This window comes from Streptomyces sp. NPDC050564, from assembly GCF_044457265.1.
Classification (GTDB): domain Bacteria; phylum Actinomycetota; class Actinomycetes; order Streptomycetales; family Streptomycetaceae; genus Streptomyces.
This window is the reverse complement of the sequence record NZ_JBITGS010000009.1, coordinates 232675-252550: the sequence shown is the minus strand read 5'-3', so window position 1 is coordinate 252550 and position 19876 is coordinate 232675. Positions and strand designations below refer to the sequence as shown.

The 19876-nt window shown below is 67.1% G+C and carries 20 protein-coding genes and 4 pseudogenes; 13 read left to right on the top strand and 11 right to left on the bottom strand.

Annotated features, from left to right (window positions below):
- Positions 1-265: 265 nt before the first annotated feature.
- Positions 266-784, top strand: a complete 519-nt coding sequence (locus ACIBK0_RS17125) for a proline dehydrogenase (RefSeq protein ID WP_399080337.1) — start codon at positions 266-268, stop codon at positions 782-784.
- Between the two features lie 179 nt (positions 785-963).
- Here the strand turns inward: ACIBK0_RS17125 and ACIBK0_RS17120 are convergent.
- The 7 genes and pseudogenes from ACIBK0_RS17120 to ACIBK0_RS17090 all read right to left on the bottom strand — a co-directional run bounded on the left by ACIBK0_RS17120 (position 964) and on the right by ACIBK0_RS17090 (position 5636).
- Positions 964-1548, bottom strand: a pseudogene (locus tag ACIBK0_RS17120) (hypothetical protein).
- Between the two features lie 146 nt (positions 1549-1694).
- Positions 1695-1913 (bottom strand): annotated as a pseudogene (locus ACIBK0_RS17115) (hypothetical protein); the annotation flags it as partial.
- A gap of 202 nt (positions 1914-2115) precedes the next feature.
- Positions 2116-2709, bottom strand: coding sequence for a class IV adenylate cyclase (locus ACIBK0_RS17110; RefSeq protein WP_356047299.1), 594 nt, complete (start codon positions 2707-2709; stop codon positions 2116-2118).
- 17 nt (positions 2710-2726) lie between these two features.
- Entirely contained in the window at positions 2727-3383 is a 657-nt protein-coding gene (locus tag ACIBK0_RS17105) for a class I SAM-dependent methyltransferase (RefSeq protein ID WP_356047297.1), read from the bottom strand.
- Complete coding sequence (locus ACIBK0_RS17100; RefSeq protein WP_399080334.1) at positions 3301-3942, bottom strand: hypothetical protein; 642 nt, start codon at positions 3940-3942, stop codon at positions 3301-3303. The genes ACIBK0_RS17105 and ACIBK0_RS17100 overlap by 83 nt, the downstream gene beginning before the upstream one ends.
- Positions 3935-4837, bottom strand: coding sequence for a radical SAM protein (locus ACIBK0_RS17095; RefSeq protein ID WP_356047293.1), 903 nt, complete (start codon positions 4835-4837; stop codon positions 3935-3937). The genes ACIBK0_RS17100 and ACIBK0_RS17095 overlap by 8 nt, the downstream gene beginning before the upstream one ends.
- Positions 4838-4910: 73 nt before the next feature.
- Positions 4911-5636 (bottom strand): HAD family hydrolase, encoded by a 726-nt coding sequence (locus ACIBK0_RS17090; RefSeq protein WP_399080332.1) that lies wholly within the window; start codon positions 5634-5636, stop codon positions 4911-4913.
- A 94-nt stretch (positions 5637-5730) separates the two neighbouring features.
- Here ACIBK0_RS17090 and ACIBK0_RS17085 point away from each other — a divergent pair, with 94 nt between their 5' ends.
- Positions 5731-6504, top strand: coding sequence for an XRE family transcriptional regulator (locus ACIBK0_RS17085; protein ID WP_399080329.1), 774 nt, complete (start codon positions 5731-5733; stop codon positions 6502-6504).
- On the top strand, positions 6491-6958 hold the full coding sequence (locus ACIBK0_RS17080) for an NUDIX hydrolase (RefSeq protein WP_399080325.1): 468 nt from the start codon (positions 6491-6493) through the stop codon (positions 6956-6958). Before ACIBK0_RS17085 ends, ACIBK0_RS17080 begins: the two co-directional genes overlap by 14 nt.
- On the opposite strand, the gene ACIBK0_RS17075 is transcribed toward ACIBK0_RS17080, so the two are convergent.
- A complete protein-coding gene (locus ACIBK0_RS17075) occupies positions 6946-7509 on the bottom strand; it encodes an HD domain-containing protein (RefSeq protein ID WP_356047285.1) in 564 nt (187 codons plus the stop codon). The two genes, ACIBK0_RS17080 and ACIBK0_RS17075, sit on opposite strands and share 13 nt — an antisense overlap.
- 144 nt (positions 7510-7653) lie before the next feature.
- Here ACIBK0_RS17075 and ACIBK0_RS17070 point away from each other — a divergent pair, with 144 nt between their 5' ends.
- A complete protein-coding gene (locus ACIBK0_RS17070) occupies positions 7654-8637 on the top strand; it encodes a phosphotransferase family protein (RefSeq protein ID WP_399080323.1) in 984 nt (327 codons plus the stop codon).
- Positions 8638-8838: 201 nt separating this feature from the next.
- On the opposite strand, the gene ACIBK0_RS17065 is transcribed toward ACIBK0_RS17070, so the two are convergent.
- Together ACIBK0_RS17065 and ACIBK0_RS17060 are read right to left on the bottom strand one after the other, a co-directional pair.
- Entirely contained in the window at positions 8839-9660 is an 822-nt protein-coding gene (locus ACIBK0_RS17065; RefSeq protein WP_399080321.1) for a serine/threonine protein kinase, read from the bottom strand.
- A gap of 53 nt (positions 9661-9713) precedes the next feature.
- Positions 9714-9998 (bottom strand): hypothetical protein, encoded by a 285-nt coding sequence (locus ACIBK0_RS17060; RefSeq protein WP_399080319.1) that lies wholly within the window; start codon positions 9996-9998, stop codon positions 9714-9716.
- Between ACIBK0_RS17060 and brxD the strand changes: the two genes are divergently transcribed.
- From brxD to ACIBK0_RS17015, 9 genes and pseudogenes are all read left to right on the top strand, one after another.
- A complete protein-coding gene (gene brxD / locus ACIBK0_RS17055) occupies positions 9974-11326 on the top strand; it encodes a BREX system ATP-binding protein BrxD (RefSeq protein WP_356047279.1) in 1353 nt (450 codons plus the stop codon). The two genes, ACIBK0_RS17060 and brxD, sit on opposite strands and share 25 nt — an antisense overlap.
- A gap of 53 nt (positions 11327-11379) precedes the next feature.
- Positions 11380-13357, top strand: a pseudogene (locus tag ACIBK0_RS17050) (helicase-related protein).
- Between the two features lie 156 nt (positions 13358-13513).
- On the top strand, positions 13514-14320 hold the full coding sequence (locus tag ACIBK0_RS17045) for a hypothetical protein (RefSeq protein WP_399080317.1): 807 nt from the start codon (positions 13514-13516) through the stop codon (positions 14318-14320).
- Positions 14321-14326: 6 nt separating this feature from the next.
- Positions 14327-15490, top strand: a complete 1164-nt coding sequence (locus tag ACIBK0_RS17040; RefSeq protein WP_399080315.1) for a helix-turn-helix domain-containing protein — start codon at positions 14327-14329, stop codon at positions 15488-15490.
- Between the two features lie 80 nt (positions 15491-15570).
- A complete protein-coding gene (locus ACIBK0_RS17035; protein WP_399080312.1) occupies positions 15571-16455 on the top strand; it encodes a DUF5655 domain-containing protein in 885 nt (294 codons plus the stop codon).
- A 435-nt stretch (positions 16456-16890) separates the two neighbouring features.
- Entirely contained in the window at positions 16891-17067 is a 177-nt protein-coding gene (locus tag ACIBK0_RS17030; RefSeq protein ID WP_185923492.1) for a hypothetical protein, read from the top strand.
- A 9-nt stretch (positions 17068-17076) separates the two neighbouring features.
- A complete protein-coding gene (locus ACIBK0_RS17025; RefSeq protein WP_399080309.1) occupies positions 17077-18288 on the top strand; it encodes a JmjC domain-containing protein in 1212 nt (403 codons plus the stop codon).
- Positions 18198-18566 (top strand): annotated as a pseudogene (locus ACIBK0_RS17020) (aldo/keto reductase); the annotation flags it as partial. The gene ACIBK0_RS17025 and the pseudogene ACIBK0_RS17020, both read left to right, overlap by 91 nt.
- Positions 18567-18632: 66 nt before the next feature.
- Positions 18633-19004 (top strand): hypothetical protein, encoded by a 372-nt coding sequence (locus ACIBK0_RS17015; protein ID WP_399080446.1) that lies wholly within the window; start codon positions 18633-18635, stop codon positions 19002-19004.
- Here the strand turns inward: ACIBK0_RS17015 and ACIBK0_RS17010 are convergent.
- Positions 18992-19831, bottom strand: a complete 840-nt coding sequence (locus ACIBK0_RS17010; RefSeq protein WP_399080307.1) for a hypothetical protein — start codon at positions 19829-19831, stop codon at positions 18992-18994. The genes ACIBK0_RS17015 and ACIBK0_RS17010 overlap by 13 nt on opposite strands.
- Between the last annotated feature and the right edge of the window lie 45 nt (positions 19832-19876).

The following is a 19876-nucleotide window of genomic DNA, read 5'->3' as shown; positions in this document are numbered from 1 at the left end:
AATTTCCGTCGACCACGTAGCACTGGGCAACCGAGTGCTCGTGGCCGCTCTTGTCTTCTCTACGAGGGCCGCGGAACCCCGAGAGCACTGGTGGTCACCACTCACGAGGCAGGTATCTCAGTGTCGAGGAACTGCTGCACCGGGTAGCGGCGGACCTTGCTTCATGCGTCCAGCCAATGAGCCATTCTGGCCGTCCCTCTCAGGTCTCCCGCGAGGCTGCAGCCCCGGCTGCTGGCGGCTCAGATGTGAAAGGCAGAATCGGATCATGGACGCTGGACTCGCCGCACTGCTCGGCGCTGCCGTAGGTTCGCTCGCCACCCTCGGCGCGGCGATCGTGAACGGGCGGGCGGCGGCACGCTCGCAGTTCGGCCAGTGGCGCAGGCAGCACCGCAGGGACGCCTACGCCAACTACCTCGGCGCTCTTCATGACCGTGACATCGCCATGGACGCCATCTTCGCTGCACTGCTGCCGGACATCCCTGACCTGCAGGATATCGACGAAAAGGTGCAACGCTTCGTCGTGCTGGCGCGGGAGGTCCATCGTGCCGTCGAGATCGTCGTCCTTGAAGGACCGTCTTCCGTGGTGAAAGCAGCCGAGCAGGTGACTCACACATCCGGCAAGCTCTCTGAGGTAATGCGGCGCATGGTGCAGAACGCCCACGCAGGCGACGCCTCACTCAAGGCAACGGACGGCGCTCTGGCCGCCGAGCGACAGCACCTGCTCTACCAGGCCGTGAAGAGCTTCCGCACGGCAGCCGGCGATGTCCTCGGCAGCGCAGACTGACCATCCCGTGACGACGGCGCCGCGCAGCCGGTCAGGGGTGATCAGGCGTATACGGCCGTGCCACGTGGGGCAGTTGGGGGCAGAGGAGATCCCCGCGAGGCTCTTACGCCTTGCCCTGTGGTCCCCACCCCGAGGTGCTCATCGGGTCCACCCCCTCGGTGGTCTGCGACAGCGGATCCCTAGTTGACGGACGCGGCCGGGGCCGCCTGCTCCTTGCGCGCCTGCTCAGCGGCCTCGAAGGTGGCCGTGAACTCGGCGAGTTCCTCCTCGGCCATGAGGTGCATGCCCAGCTCATCGGCCACGGCGCCGATGCGGGCGACGGCCTCGTTCCGTGCGGTGGAGCTCGCCTCGTCGTCGAGGAGCACCTCGAACTCGGCGTGGTGCCCCCAGGCATCGCTCCATTTCACGGCGATCTCGACACCGCGGAAGCGGAAGTTGTGGCGCTGGTTGAACGCCTGGTGCATGGCGTCCTCGAAGCCGAGGGCGTTGAAGAGCCGTACGGCGGCCGGAGCGTCCTCGCGGCCGATGGCGAACTAGGTCTCCGGGAAGGCGACGCCCTAGCCGATCTTGCTGGCCTTGAGCGTGATCTTTGCAGAGCCGGCCGCCATGTTGTCCGTGACCTTGAGCAGCTGGTCGGGCAGCACGTAGAAGAAGATGCTCTTGTCGTCGCAGCCGAGGTCCTCGGCCTCCTGCGTCAGACGCGCGAGGAGTTGCTCGTGCGCACCCTTGTCGAACCGGGCGCGCATCTCGATTTCGATGGCCACAGTGGCTCCCTTACAGAAGCGGGCATGGGTGATCCGCCCGAGCCAGGCATAGCGGGGCTGGCTCAGTTCAATGCGGTGTGTGATTGATCAAGCGTCCAGGCGGTGCGGTACGCGGGCGCGTGCCGCACCGCCGCAGGGGAGGAGCGTCAGGCGAGCTCGCCGAAGCGGTCACGCACGATGCCCTCGTGCACGTAATTCGGGAGCGGTACGCCGCCGACGGACACGCGCTTGGTGGCGACCTGTTCTTCGGTCTCGTCCGGGAAGCCCTACAGCTGGAGGCACTGCTTCACCCACTCGCGGAACTTCTCCCCGTCGCCTGTGTCGCGGCTGCGGACGGCGAGCGCGAAGGCGGTCTCCGTCGGGGCCTGGCCGCAGGCCACATGATGGGGCCGATTCACAGGACGCGGGTCCATCGCAGGCCGCAGTACAGCCAGCAGAAGCCGTCGACCCAGTGGTTGGCGTCATCGGGCGTTGCCGCGGCGGACAGGCCGTCGCGAGCGAAGCTGGCGATACGTGGGATCGCCCTGTGGGCGTGGCCAGGTCCAGAATCTGCCTTTGCCCTCAGGGTCAGTTGCTCTGGACGGTCGCGGGGGTGGGGCCGCTCTCGAATGCGCCGGCGTCGGCGAAGAGGAGGGTGGGTTCGGCGAGGATGTCGCGGCCGGCCTCGCTCTTGTAGATCTCGTCGACGCTGCCGAAGCGAGCTTCGGAGTAGTCGAGTTCGAGCAGGGCGGCCGCCTGCCGGACGGACGCCTCGTCGGGTCCTTCGATCTCCAGGAAGGTGGGGAGGTCGGGCCAGGTGTCGAAGTCGAAGGCGACCTCGCCCAGGCGCCACTCCTCGCGGTAGTTCTCCTGGTAGCGGACCTCGGTGAGGCCGAGGTGGCGGAGGATGTCGGCCATGGCGTGCAGGTCGGTGACCTCGGTCTCGATCTCGGTCGTGCCGTCGATCGTGGTGGCGTCGGTGACCTGCTTGAGCGTTAGCGTCGAGCGGGTGCCCTCGTCCCGCAGGCGGAGCCACGCACCGCCGTCGAGGGCGTCGTTCTCGAAGATCTTGCGGGTGAGGAGGGTGCGCGGGAACGCCTGGACGGCGCCGAGGGTGGTGAGCTTGGCCTGAAGGTCGGCGACATCGACGGCCAGGAACTTCGCCTCGTACTCGTGCTTCATGAGTCCTTCTTTCCGTATCAGTGGGGGAGGGTGGAGGTTCGGGCCGCGAGGAGGAGGCCCATGCGGTGGGTGTGGTCCTGGAGCTGGCCGATGTGCGCTCGCTCGGTGAACTCGTTCGTGCGCAGGGTCAGCAGCACGTCCCAGTCGCCGATGAAGTGTTGCCGCAGGCGTTCGGGGGAGGTGTAGTGCTCGACCAGGTGGTGGCGTTTCTCGACGGGCATCATGAACTCCGCGCCGAACAGCCCGCCCGGACGTACCAGACGCTGCATGCGATCGACGAACTCGGCGAGTGGACGGTGGTGGTTGGCACTGTAATGCCATGAACAGCTCGTCCAGACAGCGTCGCACGGGATGTTCAGGGGCTCGCCGTGAAGGAGGTCCTCCTCTACGACCCGTACGCGGTCGTTGAGTTCTTCGAGTTTGAGTCGGTCGATCAGGCCCATCGCGTGGGCGTGATTGTCACCCGGGAGGTGGACCTCGCCACCGTGCAGGGCACGCGCGTCGCGTTCGATGGCGATGACGCGGTATCCGGCGGCGGCGAGTGGCAGTACGAACTTGCCGTCGCTCGCGCCGACGACCGCGACGGTGGCGTCAGGGGCAACCCGCTCCCTCAGCGTGGCAAGGAACTGGGGGAAGAAGGTGAGGGTGTGCTCCCACAGGCTCTGTGTCTGCACGGGAGTGTGCTCCTTGCGTGTCGGTGGCGACGATCGCCTGGAGGACCTCGTCGGGGCTGAGGTCCGTGGTGTCCACGCGGTGCATTGGGAACGGGGCGTAGGCGTCGGTCACCCGGTCCGTGACGGTCTCGACGAGGGCGTCCCAGTGGGAGACCGGCTTGTCCCGTGCGGCGAGGCGGCGCCGGCGCTCGTCCTCGGCGCAGACAAGGTGGTAGGTGACGGGTTGGGGCAGGGCGGGCGGCAGTGTGATGCCGAGGCTGGCCCCGAGGGCGCGGTGGTTGGCGAGGCAGCGGGCGAAATAGCTCTCTACGACGACCGGGACGCCGGCCGCCAGGTGGCGCCGTATCTCGTCGGCCGCGGTGAACAGCGCGGAGAGGTAGAAGCACATCCGTGCCTCGACGTTCTTCCGTCTGTCCACCTCACGCCTCAAGGGCTGGAAGACGGGTGGCACGGTGGGGATGAGGATGGCCTGGCGGGCCTCGGCCAGCATGGGCGCGATGGTCGACTTGCCGGTGCCCCGTAAGCCTTCGAGGCTCTCGAACAGCGGGCGGTCAGGCACGGGCGTACACCACGTCCGGCACCGCGAGGGCGAGCTCGTCCGTGGCGGAGGGCCGGTGGACGATGTGGTTGGCGGACTTCTCGTACCAGAACGCGTGCGAGTCCTTGCCGACGGCCTTGCAGGACATGGTGAGCGCGCCGCGCGGGTCGGCCTCGATCCGTTCGATCTCACCCGGGCCGTCGGCCGGCGCGCAGATCTCCGGGGCGCCGTGCTCGGACAGGTCCTCGTCGACGATGACCTCGATGGCCAGTTCGGCCGTCTGGAGTTCCTCGCGGAGCCTGCCGTAGGCGGTCGGGTCGGTGACGAGCAGTTCCGGGTGGTCAGCGGCGTTGCCGACCGCCCGCAGGTGGTGCAGCTTCAGCTGACGCACCCCAAGGCGCGTGAGGGTACGTGCCAGGGGCAGCACTTCGTTGATGTTCTGGGAGGTGACCGTCATGGTCACCCCGGTGGGGACACCGAGCCGTCGGGCGAGGGCGAGGGCTTCGAGCGCGCTCTGGTAGCTGCCCGCCTTGCGGATACGGTCGTTGGTCGAGCCGATTCCTTCCAAGGAGACGCGCAGTAGGTCCAGGTGGGGAGCGATCTCGGTCAGGCGGCGCTCGATCCGGTACCCGTTGGTGCAGATCTCGACCTGCTGGCCCAGTTTCTCCTTGGCGTGTCGGACGACCTCGGCGAGGCCCTTGTAGACGAACGGTTCCCCGCCGAGCAGGGTGACGGCCTCGGTGCCGTACTGCTCGCGCATCAGCGTGATGATGTTGATGGCTTGCTCGGAGGTGAAGGCGTCGGCGTGCTGGAGTCTCTTGCCGTGGAAGCAGTGGTCGCACTCGAAGTTGCAGCGGTACAGCAGCTGGAGGTAGAGCATCCGGATCTTCCGGATCCCGGTGACTTCGCCGATCACGTGGGCTCCTTGGGCTGGTTGCCTGATGGGAGCCCTGATACTGGCCGAGCGTCCGGGGACCGCATCACCGCGTCTAGGGACAGCCCAAGGACGTCCTGGGACGTTTTCCGTGCGCTGCGAAGGTTTCCAGGAACCCGAGAAGCTCTGCGGTATCCGACAGATCCGGCAGCACCACGGACGCGCCGGCGGCGGCCAGCTCCTCGGCGCTGTGGATGCCCGAGGCGACCGCGATGATCCCGGAGTCCGTGGCGAGGGCGGCCTCGACGTCCCGCGGTGTGTCCCCCACCAGCACGATGGGCACGTCGGCTGCCACGTCGTGGACCCGCCGGGCGCGCTCGCGGGCGATTGCTACCAGGTCGGGCCGGAGTTCGGCGTCAGCGCCGTAGGCGCCGGCGGACAGGTCCAGGAGGGGATCGAGGTCGAAGGCGGACAGTTTCACACGGGCGTTAGTGGCGATGTTGCCGGTGAGGACCGAAGACACCCAGTCATCATGTGCCGAGGTCGCCTTGAGTGCCTCGCGTACACCTGGCAGAGCTGCCCCCCGTAGCCGGAGATCGCCGAGGCGCTCCTCACCAGCGTGGGCGAGGGCGGCTTCGACAGCGGGCCAATCCGGCTCGGGCAGACCGTCCCGAGCGAACATGTCGCGCATGATCAGGCGATCCGTACGTCCCTCCGTGCGTGCCGGCCCAGTTGGCCGACGTCCCGAGAGTGCCGAAAAGGCAGCCGCGTAGATCTCCTTGCTCACCCCCGCGTTCTCGATGAGGGTGTGGTCGATGTCCCACAGGACGATGAGCTCCATGCCGCCAGGGTAGGCACCTCACGCGACAGAGGTCCCACGAGAACGTCCCATAACGTCCTTGCGTGATCACGCCGGGCACCGCTTCCATAACTCTGTGAACGACCGACTGCACTCCGTACTCGCCCAGCGCGGCGTCTCACCCGAATCGCTCGCGGAAGTCTGCGAGGTGGACCCCAAGACGGTAAGCCGCTGGCTCGGCGGGCGCGTTCCCCACCCACGCCACCGCTTCCGGGTCGCGCGCCACCTGCGCGTGGAGGAGACGTTCATCTGGCCCGCCCCACCACGACAGGCCGCGCGGCGCGGTGGCGGGTTAGCCACCGAGCTTGTCGGCACCTACCAGAACCGGGCGAGTGTCCCGCGGGACATGTGGATCTCCCTGCTGCGGGAGGCTCGGGAGGAGATCGGCGTCCTCGTCTTCTCCGGCACCTTCTTCGCGCAGTCCAATCCGCATGTCGCCAAGATGCTCACTGAGCGCGCTTCCGGCGGTGTCCGAGTACGGCTGTGCTTCGGCGATCCGGAGGGGGAGGCGGTCGTCATCCGGGGCCGAGAAGAGGGCATCGGCGACACCTTGGCTGCCAAGATCCGCGCCTCCTTGACGTACTACCGTCCCCTGCTGGCCGAGGCCGGATGCGAAGTGCGGCTGCACGACACCACCCTCTACACGTCCCTGTTCCGCTACGACGACAACCTGCTGGTCAACCCGCACGTGTGGGGACAGCCGGCCAGTGCCAACCCTCTGCTCCACCTCAACAAGGTTGACGACACGGGGTGGTTCGCCAACTACGCTCAGAGCTTCGAAGCAGTCTGGGCCGGCGCACGGCCCTGGACACCCGACCAGGAGGGGACCGCCGCACATGGGCAGGACTGAGTACTACAACGACCCCACCGCGCCGAAAGCGAACACCCTCATCCCCGCCAGCAACCTGCTCGTCATCGACGAAAGCGGCGCCATCCTGCTCCAGCGCCGCCGCGACACCGGCCAGTGGGCCCTCCCGGGCGGCGCCCAGGACATCGGCGAGACCGCCGCTCAGTGCGCGGTGCGGGAGTGCCTGGAGGAGACCGGCATCGTCGCCGAGATCACCGGATTCCTCGGCGTCTACACCAACCCGAACCACATCGTCGCCTACACCGACGGCGAGATCCGCCAGCAGTACGAGAACACCTACATCGGCCGCCCCGTCGGCGGCGAGCCCACCATCAACGACGAGGCCGACGGCGTCCGCTTCGTCAAGCCCGCCGACCTCGACGAGTACGACATCCACCCCAGCATGCGCCAGCAGATCGGCGACTACCTCGCCGGCACCTACCCCTACCTCGGCTGAGCCGTCAGTTCTGCACTCACCCGCGCCACGGCGGCGAAGATCTCCGGCGCCGCCCGACGAATGAACCGCCCCACGATGCTCTCGGCCCCGTAGCGGCCGAGAATCTCCGCGACCCGTTCCTGCGCGGTGGTTCGGCGGCCGTCGGGCGTGGTCGTCATGTCGCAGTACACCAGCGCGTCGACCAGCAGTGGCTCCTCCAGCAGCGGGAACTCCGCCGCCAGCTCCTCCCGCAGCCCGCGCTCCTCGGCCTCCAGCAACGCGAACGAGTGGTTCGCCACCAACCGCACCAGCCGCTCATCAGCGCCGTGTGCCTCACGGAGGAACCGAGCGCCGTCGAGCGGATGGAACCCCGTCGCGGCCAAACGGGGCGCATACCCGACGTCATGCAGCACCGCGGCGGCGATCAACAGGTCTCCATCCTTCCCTAAGATCCGCCCGATCTCGGCCGCGCGGGATGCGACTCCCTGGCTATGCGTCCACCGCCGAGGGAGCGCATCACCGAGCTCAGCCTCTGCGATCTGCCTGGCCCAGTCCACCATCCCCTCGTCCATGGCCCACTACATGCCCGAAAGGAGTGGCTTCCAGTCGTACTGGCTCTTGTCCCTGGGGCATGCCATTCCCGAATGATGAGGGCCGAGCGATAGCAGACCGAGAAATCCCTCGCACAGAGGGATGGATTCCCTCACCCTTGCAGAATGCCGCACATCGTCACGCCGCGCCTGCAGTACGCCTCCACCGCCGCACGCCCGCGCTGGGGCGACCTTCCACAGGGCATCCGCCAGCTGATCTCACGGCACCTGGGCGGTGCAGTGGAGGCAGAAGCAAGCGCAGGTAGCGGCTTCACCAGTGGCTTCGCCGCGGTGGCCCACGGGACCAGCCGCACACAGTTCATCAAGGCGGTCAATGGCGAGACGAACCCCGTGATCGCCAACTGCTACCGGCGGGAAGCGTTGATCAACAGGGCGCTCCCGCCGGAGGTTCCAGCACCGCGCCTGCAGTGGTTCGAGGAACAGGACGACTGGGTTGTCCTCGGCTTCGATGCCGTCGACGGTGGCCGCATGCCCGCCGAACCTTGGGAGCCTAACGAGCTGGACGCCACCCTTAACGCCTACGCCACGACGGCCGAGGCGCTCGCCGCCCCCTCTCCGTCGATGCTGGAACTCGCTCTCAAGCCGGTCGACGCCGAGGGCGACTTCACCGACTGGCGTGACCTCCAAGCAGGCGGCACGAAGCCGGAAGATCTGCCGGCGTGGGTTCCGCTCCAGCTCACCCCACAGCTGGCCGAACTGGAAAGCAAATGGCGGACGGCCACAGCGGGCCACGCCGTCCTGCACCACGACCTGCGCCAGGACAACGTGCTCATCGACACCAGCGATGCTGCGTGGATCTGCGACTGGAACTGGCCCTGCCTTGGAGCAAGCTGGTTCGACCTCGTTCTGCTTCTCGCCACGGCATTTGCCGACGGCCACGACGCCACCACCCTGTTTGCGGCACATCCAACCACCCACGGAGTCGCTGACGAACAGCTCGACGCAGCCCTCGCAGCGCTCTCCGGCTTCTTCCTGGCTTCCGGCGCACAGCCATCGGCGGACTGGTCACCGCATCTCCGTCAACATCAGACATGGTGTGGCGAAGTCACTCTGCGGTGGTTGGCTGACAGGCGCAGATGGATCTTCTGAGCCCGAACGATCAGCCTATGCACGGCACAGGCGACGCGCGGACCAGATGCCGATCGCCGTGCCAGGCCCGTCCCGGAGGCGCACGGCGTCCTGCTGCGCTGATCTACTGCCCGTTGCTTCCTGCGACCGTTGAACGGCTTGAGGGCGGCCATGCGGTGGCCGGCAGACCGTGTCGATTCACTCGCCACGAGAGCCGAAAGATCACCCTGATGTCTTGCTTGCGCCGGACCATGCTTGGGTGAGGGCTTTGACCGAGGTGAATCGGTCGGCCGGATCAGCCGCGGTGGCATGTTCGATGACCGCGAGCTGTGAAGGCGAGCCACGCCACTCCTGCTCCTCGTCGCCGGCATCCAGCAACAGTCGCAGTACCCGGCCCAGCACATAGACGGTCGTGCGAATGTCGATGGTCGAGCCCTTGACGAACTCTTCAGGCGCCATGAAGCGCCGTGAGCCAGGCAACCGGTCGGCCTCCAGCACGAACGGCCCAGGCCGGTACTCGTCCAGATCGCACAACACCATGCGACGCGCTTCGAAGTCGTACAAGAAGCACCCGTCATACAGATCGACAGCAACAAGACCAGCCTGCTCGACTGCCAGGTGCGCGTCGAGGATCTCGTCCAGGGCCCGTAGGATCTCAGAAACAGGAAGCGCGCGGAACCGGGCCATCGGACTCACCAGAGCCGACCGCCCACCGCGGCGGGAGGCAGTCGGGTGATACAGGACCTCACCCTCGACCCACGGGTAGACCAGCGCCAGACCGCCTCGGACCCGGAAGTGGTGACGCAGGGGCACAACCGCCCCGTGCCGTACCGCGTCATGCACCTCTACGGCGCGGCGCAACGATGCCGTTGCTGACGGAGTGGTCGCACCCTTCACGAACCACGGCTTGTCGTCGACAGCGACCCCGAACGAGACACAGCCCGAGTCCTGATCCCGGAAGGCTCGGAATACGGTGCCCACTTCTTCCAGGTACGTCTCCAGAACGCCGACGGATTCGGCACTCAGCAGCGGGTGCGGTGACATGGCACACCATCCTGTCAGCTTGGCCGCAACCACGCCCGTGAACCGACGGGGTCCTACCGGCGGGGACGAGTGCGCAGGGGGATGACGGTGAGTCGCTCCGCGCTGGCTGAGTCCAAAACGTCGGGTGCCGCGACGCTGTCGAGCTGAGCGAGGTGACGTTCGATCGCGGCGACACTGGCCGAGTTGTCGATGGTGGCGACACAGTTGACGGTGACCTTGAGCGGGTCGGCGACCAGACCAGCGCGGCGAGTCTGCGGTCCGGCGTCGGCCTCGGTGTCCGGCCAGGCTGGCAGCCGAATGGGAGACTGTTCGGGTGAATGCGTTTGGATCTTCAGCATCCGGGGCTGCCACCCCGGTCGGCGCCGTGCGACGGCGCGCCGTGGTGGACGCGCTGCGGCGCGGCGCCGTCCCCGAGAGCGGCCTTGACCTGCTCGCCACCGGTCTCGGCCGCTTCGAGCAGGCAGTCGACGAGGAGCTGGACACTGTCGCCGCCGGCGGCTCGGTGTTCAAGGCCGTGCGCGGCGAGTACGGATCCGGCAAGACCTTCTTCACCCGCTGGCTCGGCGAACGCGCCAAACGACGCACCTTCGCCGTAGCCGAAGTACAGGTGTCGGAGACCGAGACCCCGCTGCACAAGCTGGAGACCGTCTACCGGCGACTCACCGAACGCCTGACCACCGCGAGCTTCCCACCCAGCGCCCTGCGGCCGGTCGCCGACGCCTGGTTCTACGCACTGGAAGAGGACGCGCTCGCCGACGGGGCGAGCGAGAACGAGCTGCCGCAGGCCGTGGATCGGCTGCTCACCGCCCGCCTCGCCGAGGTCTCCCGACACGCCCCCGCGTTCGCCACCGCCCTACGCGGATACAAGCAGTCCCTGGAGGCCGGAGACGAGGCCACCGCCGCCGCGGTCATGGCTTGGCTCGGCGGCCAGCCACACGTCGCCGCAGCCGCCCGGCGCAGCGCAGGCGTCCGCGGCGACCTCGACCACTTCGGCGCCTTCGGCTTCCTGCAGGGCCTGCTCACCGTGCTCCGGGACGCTGGGCACGCCGGACTCGTCCTCGTCCTGGACGAAGTAGAGACCCTGCAACGGGTCCGCTCCGACGCCCGCGACAAGGCCCTCAACGCGCTCCGGCAGCTCATCGACGAGGTCCACTCCGGTCGCTTCCCGGGCCTGTACCTCGTCATCACCGGCACCCCCGCCTTTTACGACGGACAGCAGGGCGTACAGCGACTAGCGCCGCTCGCCCAGCGCCTTGCCACCGACTTCACGACCGATCCCCGCTTCGACAACCCTCGGGCTGTCCAGATCCGGCTGCCCGGATTCACCGAGGAATCACTGACCAGTCTGGGTGCCACCATCCGTGACCTGTACGCGGAAGGCTCCCAGTCTCCTGACCGGATCAAGCAGCTCGCCGACGACACGTACCTCACGGACCTGGCGCGGGCAGTGGGTGGGGCTCTCGGCGGAAAGGTCGGAGTGGCACCACGGCTGTACCTGAAGAAGCTGGTCGGGGACGTGCTCGACCGGATCGACCAGTTCGCTGACTTCGACCCGCGCACGCACTACAAGCTGACAGTGGCCAGCGGCGATCTCACCGCCACCGAACGGAACTTCGCCGCGCCCGCGCCAGCCGCCTCTGCGGACGATCTCGACCTTGAGATCTGAAGTCCCATTCTCCGAAGACCCGACTCTGACGGATCAGTGCAGGAGTTACAGACGTGCAGGAGCAGACGCGCGGCACCGACCCAGTGGAACGCCTCGACCCGGTCGTCCTGCACCACATCGTCAACACGCTCGGGTGGCCAGATCTACGCCCCCTGCAAAAGGCCGCCGTGCATCCGCTGATGGACGGGCCGAGCTGCCCTCTGGCATGGCGACACCCCCGAGTCCGTACGCCGGCGCATCCGCACCGAGTCCCCTGACTTCCTGCTCACCACTCCCGAGTCCCTCGAAGCGATGCTCATCAGCGTCAAGACCGACCACTCGCACATGCTGGGTCGGGTGCGTGCCGTCGTTGTTGACGAGGTGCACGCCTTCGCCGGGGACGACCGCGGCTGGCACCTGCTCGCCGTACTCGAACGCCTGGAGCGACTGGCCGGCCACCGGATCCAGCGCATCGGCCTCTCCGCCACCGTCGGCAATCCCGACACCCTGCTCACCTGGCTCCAGGGCGCAAGCCCCGCCGACCGCCCCGGCCGAGTCGTCGCCCCCGGCGTCACCCTGCCAGCGGCCAGCGCTGCTGCAGCCGAAACCCAAGATCTCCCGCGCCCGGCAGGAGAGGTGGAACTTGACTACGTCGGATCTCTCGCCAACGCTGCCAAGGTGATCTCTGCCCTGCACCGGGGCGAGAAGCGGCTCGTCTTCTGTGACTCCCGCAAGCAGGTCGAGGAGCTCGGCGCGGCACTACGAGCCCGCGACGTCACCGTGTTTCTCTCCCACGCCTCCCTCTCCACCGACGAACGTGCCCGCTCCGAGCAGGCATTCGCCGAAGCACGCGACTGTGTCATCGTCTCCACCTCAACCCTCGAACTCGGCATCGACGTCGGCGACCTCGACCGCGTAATCCAGATCGACTCGCCCAGCACCGTGGCCTCTTTTCTGCAGCGCATCGGCCGCACGGGTCGCCGCACCGGAACCTCCCGCAACTGCCTGTTCCTCGCCACCCGGCCCGACGCCCTCCTCCAAGCCGCCGGCCTACTCACTCTGTGGACCCGCGGTTGGGTCGAACCCGTCACACCGCCCCCCGCGCCCCGCCACCTCGTTGCACAGCAACTCCTCGCCGTCACCTTGCAGGAACACCGCCTTGGCGATCGCTTGTGGCCCGAACAATGGAACGGCCTTGCTCCTTTTGACCGCTCCGCTGCCCCTCTCCTGTCCCACCTCGTCGAAGGCGGCTTCCTCGACAGCGACGGCGGCATGCTGTTTATCGGCGCCGAAGCCGAGAAGCACTTCGGCCGACGGCACTTCATGGAGCTGACCGCCTCCTTCACTGCACCGCCCGAGTTCACCGTGCTCGCCGGACGCACCGAGATCGGCACCACCGACCCCGCCGTCCTCACCGAGGAACGCCCAGGCCCGCGCCGCCTGCTTTTGGCCGGCCGCAGCTGGCAGGTCACCTTCATCGACTGGGCCCGACGCCGCGCATTTGTCGAACCCGTCGAAGACGGTGGCATCGCCAAATGGCAGGGAAGTGAAGCCCGCGGCCTCTCCTACGCCCTCACCCGGGCCATGCGCGATGTTCTCCTCGGTTCCGACCCGGACGTCCGCCTCACCCGCCGCGCAACCGCCGCCATCGCCGAACTTCGCATGGACCGCGCACCCCACGAAGTACACCCGGCAGGTACGCTCCTGGTCCGCGACGCGGACGCCACACGCTGGTGGACCTGGGCCGGCTACCGCGCCAATGCCACTCTTGCAGCCTCCCTCGGCAACTTCGCAGACCCCATTCAGCGCCCGACCGACACCCACGTCCGGCTGCGCCAAGACCTCGCGCCCGACGACTGGAAGGCCGCCCGCGTTGAACTCCCTGACTCCCTCACCCTGCCCACCGTCGACCCGCGTGCCGTTCGCGGCCTCAAGTTCTCGGCCGCCCTCCCTCTCCGACTGGCTACCACCACCCTCGCCGAACGACTCGCCGACCTAGAGGGGGCCCTCACCGCTGCCCGAGAACCCGTGCGCCTGGAATGGGGCGGCTGAACAACCCAGATCAGGGCCCGCCGCCCGCTGGCAGTGGTTCCGCTCGGGCAACTTGGCGAGCCTCCCGGTTCGCGCTCCTGCTTGAGGAACGACACGCACTGGACCCATCTACTTGATTTTCGCGCAGAGATGGGCGGGTTCTGCTATCGTCGGCGTGTGGAAATCACTCTGCAGCAGGCATTGAGTGATCTCCGGCAGTCGGGTGCGCTGGAGATCATTCGGGATGTCGCGTGCGAGGTGTACGCGACCAACGCCGACCGTCATGACCCCTCGCATGGGGATGACAACGGCACCTTTGCCCAACTGGTCTGGCGGAACATCGCCAACCTCTCCTTCCAGAGGCTCAACCAAGCAGGTATTCCGGTTCGCAAGGTCGCCGGCGGAGCGATCGAGGTCATCTCAGGGCCGTGGGTCCTGAGGATCTACAAGTTTCCGCTGACTGCACCTGGCAAGGTGCGGGACAAGCTGGAGCAACTGAGCTGGGGCGGTAGCGTTGCGCGTCTCAGGGGTGCGGTAGCGAACAGTGCGATGAAGGGTCAGCTGACCCTCGATCAAGACCCCGACTGGGCCGAGAGCTTCGCTGAGGCCGTTCGCCAGGGCCACGTGCGGGTCATGCACATGGGCGATCCCGAGACGGGCAACTGTGTCATCGAGGTCGGTCTCCCGCGGGACAACCGCGAGGGTGGGTCGCCTTGGCTTGATGGCACGGTCGAGATCCACAATGATCTCCAGGTCGGCCTTCCGGCTCCCCGCTCGGCCGAAGACGTCATGGTCGAGCGGGAAGGGTTGCCCCAAGAGGTCAGCGCGGGCGTGGACCGCAAGTTGCCGGAGCCGGGCATCGACGAGAGCCGTACTGCCAAGGAGGCTTCGAAGGCACCCGCCTATAGCGACCTGGACGAGCACGAGCTGCCGCTGCGGCGGCGTACTGAAGAACCGCGTGAAAAGCGCGAGAAGACAGACTGAGAGATCATGCCGACACCGCTGCGAGGATCGAGAGGCGCTGAGCTCGCCTCCCGCTCCTTCGAACCTGAAGCTCTGACGACGGCCCGCCAGCTTCGAGGACTCCGCAAGAACGAGCTCGCCAAGAAGGTCGCGCTCACGCCAGCGGCGGTTAGTCAGTACGAGTTGGGCCAGAGCCGTCCGTCGGCTGCGGTGGTTGCGCAGCTGGCCATGGCATTGGGGGTGCCGGCCACATTCTTCGCAGCGGGCCACCCGCACCCGACGGTGCCCAGCGCTGCCCACTTCCGGAGCCTTCGGGCAACGACTCAACTGCAACGGGACCAGGCTGTCGCTTTTGGCAAGATTGCATGGAGGTTGGTTACCACTATTGAGCACTATGTGGAGCTGCCTCCTGTTGCGCTGCCTCGCCTGGCATTGCCGTCCGAGCCTAGCCGGGCGGACATCGCAGCCGTGGCACGGGACGCCCGTGATGCGCTAGGGGTTCCTGCCGGACCCATTCCCCACATGACGCGGCTTCTCGAGGCTCATGGCGCAGTAGTTCTGGAGCTTCCAGCAATGTCCGAACGAGTGGACGCCTTTTCTCACTGGTACGGAAGCAGGCCCATGGTCTTCCGTAATCCTGCCAAGAACGACAGGGCTCGCTCTCGGTTCGATGCCGCACACGAGGCGGGGCACTTGGTCATGCATCTTGACGCAGAGCCCGGTAGCCGGATCATCGAGAACCAGGCGCATGACTTTGCGGCGGAGTTCTTGATGCCAAGTGCGGAGATCCTTGCGGAGCTACCGCAACGGCTCGATTGGGAGGTGCTATACGCGCTGAAGCGGCGTTGGGGAACGTCGTTGAAGGCAATCGTCTATCGCGCTCACGCTCTCGGCGCCTTCCGCGATGCAACGTATAAGCGCGCGATGATGATGCTCTCCCAGAACGGGGATCCGGAGCCTTGCGACCTGGGTCCTCGGGAAGCCCCTCTCCTGCTGGAGAGGGCAGTCCGGCTCTGCGAGGAGACGGGGGTGTCGTTCGATGAGCTCGTTGCTCGGTCGGGTCTTCCCTTTGAGCTCGCGAACGAGGTCTATGCGACGGCCACGATGACTCGTCCCCGCCTCGCTCTGAGTGTTGATGAGGGAGATGTGGCGACGGACGGGCCCGAGGTGCTTCAGCTCTTTCCCAGCTAACCGTCTAATGGCCGGCGTCGGAAATAGATCCGACGGCTCCCACTGTTGAATCCCGGCGGTACTGGTCTATGGGAGGGGTGGTGTCGAACCTGAAGCTCTACAGCACGAATGGCGGTGTGACCGAGGTCGCACCGCGTCTTGCCGAGTTCGAAGCAGATGTGCAGAGCCTTGTCGAGGCCAACATGGAAGCGCTGCTTGGGGTTCGCTTTCTGGCAAGCGAGTACAGCACGGGACCGGTCCACGGCGGTCGCATCGACTCGCTCGGTCTCGACGAGAACGGATCCCCCGTCATCGTCGAGTACAAGCGGGGCGTTGACTCGGGTGTTATCAACCAGGGTCTGTTCTACCTCAGCTGGCTCATGGATCACCGGGCGGAGTTCGAGCGCCTGGCCCGCGACCGGCTCGGGGCCACGGCCGCGGCCCAGGTGCTGTGGAGCGGACCGAGGCTGATCTGCGTCGCCGGCGACTTCACCCGCTACGACGTTCATGCCGTGCGCGAGCACCGGCGCAGCATCGACCTGGTCCGTTACCGGCTCTTCGGCAACGACCTGCTCGGCCTTGAGACCGTGGCCTCGGTCAGCGGCCGGTCGCCAGTCACCCGACGCGTTCGCCGGCAGGGGACCGGGCCTGGGGGCGGCGGCCACGGCATGGCCCTGGTTGAGCTGGCGCAAGCGGTCGACGAGTCGCTGCTGGGGCTGGGCGACGGCGTGAACTATGTCCAGCGCAAGATGTACCGGGCTTACCAGCGCCTGCGGAACTTCGCCTGCGTGTGCCCGCCCCAGAGGACCAAGCTCCTCGTCTATCTCAAGGTTGACCCGAGGCAGCTCGACCTCGTCTCTGGGTTCACCCGGGACGTGACGGGTCTCGGTCACCACGGCACGGGCGACCTGGAGGTGCAGCTGCGCACCCTCCGGGATGTGGAGCGCGCCCAGGACCTGTTCCGCATGAGCTACGCGGCGGCGTGAAGCGCTAACGGGTCCTAGCCGATCGCGTTTCCACGCGTCGATTCGATGGTCGTCTCGGTGATGCCTCTCGACGTACGGGCAGGTAGTGGCGGTGGACCATCAATCATCCGCAGGATCGCCGGTTTGGCTAACCGGGGATCCCGCGCTACGTTGCCCCGCTGACGGGGCTCCGATGTCCTGCCTTTCGCCGCCATGGTGAGCGCCGTGGTTGTCAGTCTCGCCCTGGCTCACACTCCCGGTCGATGAATCACACTCCTTCCGCCCAGCCCAGACCAGGCAGTCGTCCAGGCGGAATCCGGCCCTCGCTTCCTCCCCTGAGGAGGGGCAAGAGCGTCCTGCAGCACTGTCCGAATCCCGCCCTACTGCCATGCGGTGGCCGCGGGTTAACTCAGACGTTCGCCCAGAGCTGGGTTGGAGAACTGAGAGGAGAGCTCGATGGCAGACAGGGCATCCACACAGGTGGCGGGGACCAGCCCCGCGCTTCTGATCGCGGTGGAGGAGCTGGCGACTGCGCATGACCGCAGCGAGTCCGAGCGGTCCGACATCACCAGCTCGCAGAACAGCGCGGGAGATGACGGCGACAACCGCGACCTGAACCTCCCGAAGGAGTAAGGGGAACCCATGGAGCACCGGCTCGTCAGCCACATCGAGAAGGCTCTCGGCTGGGACGGGCCGGGTTCCGTGGGATCCGCGTTTGCGCGCGGCCGTCTCACGGACCCGGAGCTGCCCGCACGGCTGTTGACCCCGCTCAGACTGCTGGACCTGATCAAGCGCCGCCATCTGGCCAATCCGCAACTGCGCTGTTATGCCGAGGGCGAGGAAGTGCACCCGTCCACGTTCCTGTCCACCAACGTCAACCGGCGCAGGCAGGCCGTGAGCCAGGCGGACATGGCGGCCCTCGGACGAATCCTCAACGACGGCGGCACCGTGGTCCTGGATCACGTGGACTTCTTCGACTCGACGCTGGAAGTCGCCTGCCGGGCCCTGGGCTGGTGGTCCGGCGAACTCGCCTCTGCCAACGCCTACCTCGCGGTGGGTGACACCGACGGATTCCATCTGCACTGGGACGACCACGAGGTCATTGCCGTGCAGCTTTCTGGCGAGAAGTCGTGGGAAGTGCGCGGTCCCTCGCGGCCGGCGCCGATGTACCGCGACGCGGAACGCAACAGCACGCCCTCCGAGGAAGTGCGGTGGAAGGGCACGATGCGGGCCGGGGACGTCATGCACATCCCACGAGGCTTCTGGCACACCGCGACCCGCCTCGGCTCGGGGAGTGGTGGACACTCCCTGCACGTGACGTTTGGGTTCACCAAACGGACCGGTGTCACCTGGGCCAATTTCCTCTCTGACGCCGCCCGCGCCGACGACGCGTTCCGTCACGACCTGGAGGGCGTGCAGGGCACCGCACACCAGGTGCTGACGGACAAGCTCAGCGCCCTGGCCGCCACCTACAGCCCAGAGCGGTACCTGGACGAACTGCGGTCCAGCACCCCGCCCGCACGCCACATGCCGCACGTGGCCGCCTTCGGTCGGCCGGACGGAGTCGCGGCCGTTACCGAGTTCGCGCCCTCCATCGTCCGCTCCGGTGACACCGTCCAAGTGTGCGGTGGCGGTAAGCGGCTGACCTTCCACGAGCGCGCAGAACCGAGCCTGCGTGCGCTCCTGTCAGGTCACCCGGTCTACCTCGAGGGCGCCCCCGACGACATCATCACTTTGGCCGACTTGTTGATCACGGAGGGGCTGTGCGAACCGCTGACGGAATTATCGTCCTCGGGCTACACCGGTCTGGTCACGCCCGTGACCTACTCGAAGCAGCCGCCGACCTCGATGTAACACGCCTCGACACCGCGTCCAACTACCTCCGCCATCGCTCCCACGAGGTCCTCAAGACGACGGCCGGCGATCTTCTGCCGAAATTCTCGGTCTCCACCAAGGTCGGGTATTTCCCCGAGGGGCACAGCCTCGATCCCGCCCATCTCCTCGGAGCCGTCGAGCAAGCCATCAAGGATCTTGGGCGGGAGCCTGATCTGGTATTTCTCCACAACCCAGAGCACTCGGCACCCGACGCCGAGACGCTGGAACAGGCGTGCACGGTCCTGGCCGATGCAGCGCAGGCGGGACTCTGCCGTTCCTGGGGCGTATCGACCTGGGATCCGCGCTCGCTCATGGACTTCGACGTGCCAAGCCCTGATGTCCTTATGGCCCGAGTGGGGTTGCTGGTCGGGGTCGACGTCCTCGAAGCGGCCGAGGCCCTGGCGACGCGGTGGTGCCCGTCGCAGGTGTGGGGCATGAGCCCCTTCGGCGGAAGTACGTCCGAGGCGGTGTGGGAACGCTTCGATCCGAGGATCTTCCTGCGAGACTCCCCGTCCGCCACGAAGATCCAGGCTGCCTTCCGTTCCTCGTACGGCCTCCCTCGGGTCGACGCGGTCGCGGTCGGCACAGACGACGTCGACCATCTGCGGGAGCTGACCGAGGCCCTGACGTACGAGGTCGACGAGAACGTGGTCCGTGAGTACAGGCAGCTCCTCAAAGCCCGTCAGCGCGACTGAAGTTCCTGCAGCAGCTGCTCCGCCATCTTCCTCGCGGGGACCAGGCGGGGGTCTTCGGGATCGGCGTAAGGGCCGAGGATCTTCGCAGCGACGAACAGCGTCATCAGCATGCCGTCCCGGCTCTCCAGATCCTCACACCGCTCGCTGCGGACGCGGTCTGCCAGAGCTGGGACGGCGAGGGAAGCCCCCCACAGACTTGCCGCGTCCAGGCCGCGGGGGGCCATGCCCCAGTCCTCCCAGTCGAACACACAGAACACCGGCGCCGTGATATTCGCCCAGTTGAAATCCGCATGGGCCGGCCGCCATTCGGCTACGGCCGCATCGAGACCCGGGAAGACGCTGTGGATCGTTCCCCTGACCAGGTCCTGAGTGAGGGTCTCGGTATCCGGTGTCGCGATACGGTTTGTGTGCTGCGCGGCCAGGGCATCCAGCGAGGCGTTCAGCGCGTTCCACCACTCCTCGGGCAGCTGTGGTTCCTCCGCCACTACGGCGCTGCTCACTGGCGCCGCCGGCAGCATCTCCGTCTCGTCCGCTCGCCACATCACCGGCTCCGTGTCGTCCCGCCACGCGACGCCTGTGAGCCAGGCCGGTTTGGCGATCCCGCGAAGGGCCTCGGCGGACGCGGTGCCATCCCCTCCCTGGACCCCGATCCGATCGAGTCCGCGCCGCTCGATCCGCACCCACGTATTGCGGTCCGTACGCGCCCCCAGAGACCGGCGCTTGCGCACTACAGCCTCCCGGCTAAGGCGTACCCCAAGCGACCGTTCGACACGGTCCAGCACGGCTTCCACAGGCTCCTTGCGCAGGTCCACTGAACGCGGTGTCATGCGCCCGAACGTACCAAGTCCCAGCCACATCGCGAGGGAGATTTG

Bases quoted from the DNA above. Each gene is read 5' to 3' on its own strand.
- ACIBK0_RS17125 (WP_399080337.1), top strand. From the start codon at position 266: ATGGACGCTGGACTCGCCGCACTGCTCGGCGCTGCCGTAGGTTCGCTC.
- ACIBK0_RS17080 (WP_399080325.1), top strand. From the start codon at position 6,491: ATGGGCAGGACTGAGTACTACAACGACCCCACCGCGCCGAAAGCGAAC.
- ACIBK0_RS17065 (WP_399080321.1), bottom strand. From the start codon at position 9,660: ATGTCACCGCACCCGCTGCTGAGTGCCGAATCCGTCGGCGTTCTGGAG.
- ACIBK0_RS17030 (WP_185923492.1), top strand. From the start codon at position 16,891: ATGGCAGACAGGGCATCCACACAGGTGGCGGGGACCAGCCCCGCGCTT.
- ACIBK0_RS17040 (WP_399080315.1), top strand. From the start codon at position 14,327: ATGCCGACACCGCTGCGAGGATCGAGAGGCGCTGAGCTCGCCTCCCGC.
- ACIBK0_RS17025 (WP_399080309.1), top strand. From the start codon at position 17,077: ATGGAGCACCGGCTCGTCAGCCACATCGAGAAGGCTCTCGGCTGGGAC.
- ACIBK0_RS17070 (WP_399080323.1), top strand. From the start codon at position 7,654: ATGCCGCACATCGTCACGCCGCGCCTGCAGTACGCCTCCACCGCCGCA.
- ACIBK0_RS17110 (WP_356047299.1), bottom strand. From the start codon at position 2,709: ATGAAGCACGAGTACGAGGCGAAGTTCCTGGCCGTCGATGTCGCCGAC.
- ACIBK0_RS17090 (WP_399080332.1), bottom strand. From the start codon at position 5,636: ATGGAGCTCATCGTCCTGTGGGACATCGACCACACCCTCATCGAGAAC.
- ACIBK0_RS17075 (WP_356047285.1), bottom strand. From the start codon at position 7,509: ATGGACGAGGGGATGGTGGACTGGGCCAGGCAGATCGCAGAGGCTGAG.
- ACIBK0_RS17010 (WP_399080307.1), bottom strand. From the start codon at position 19,831: ATGACACCGCGTTCAGTGGACCTGCGCAAGGAGCCTGTGGAAGCCGTG.
- ACIBK0_RS17060 (WP_399080319.1), bottom strand. From the start codon at position 9,998: ATGCTGAAGATCCAAACGCATTCACCCGAACAGTCTCCCATTCGGCTG.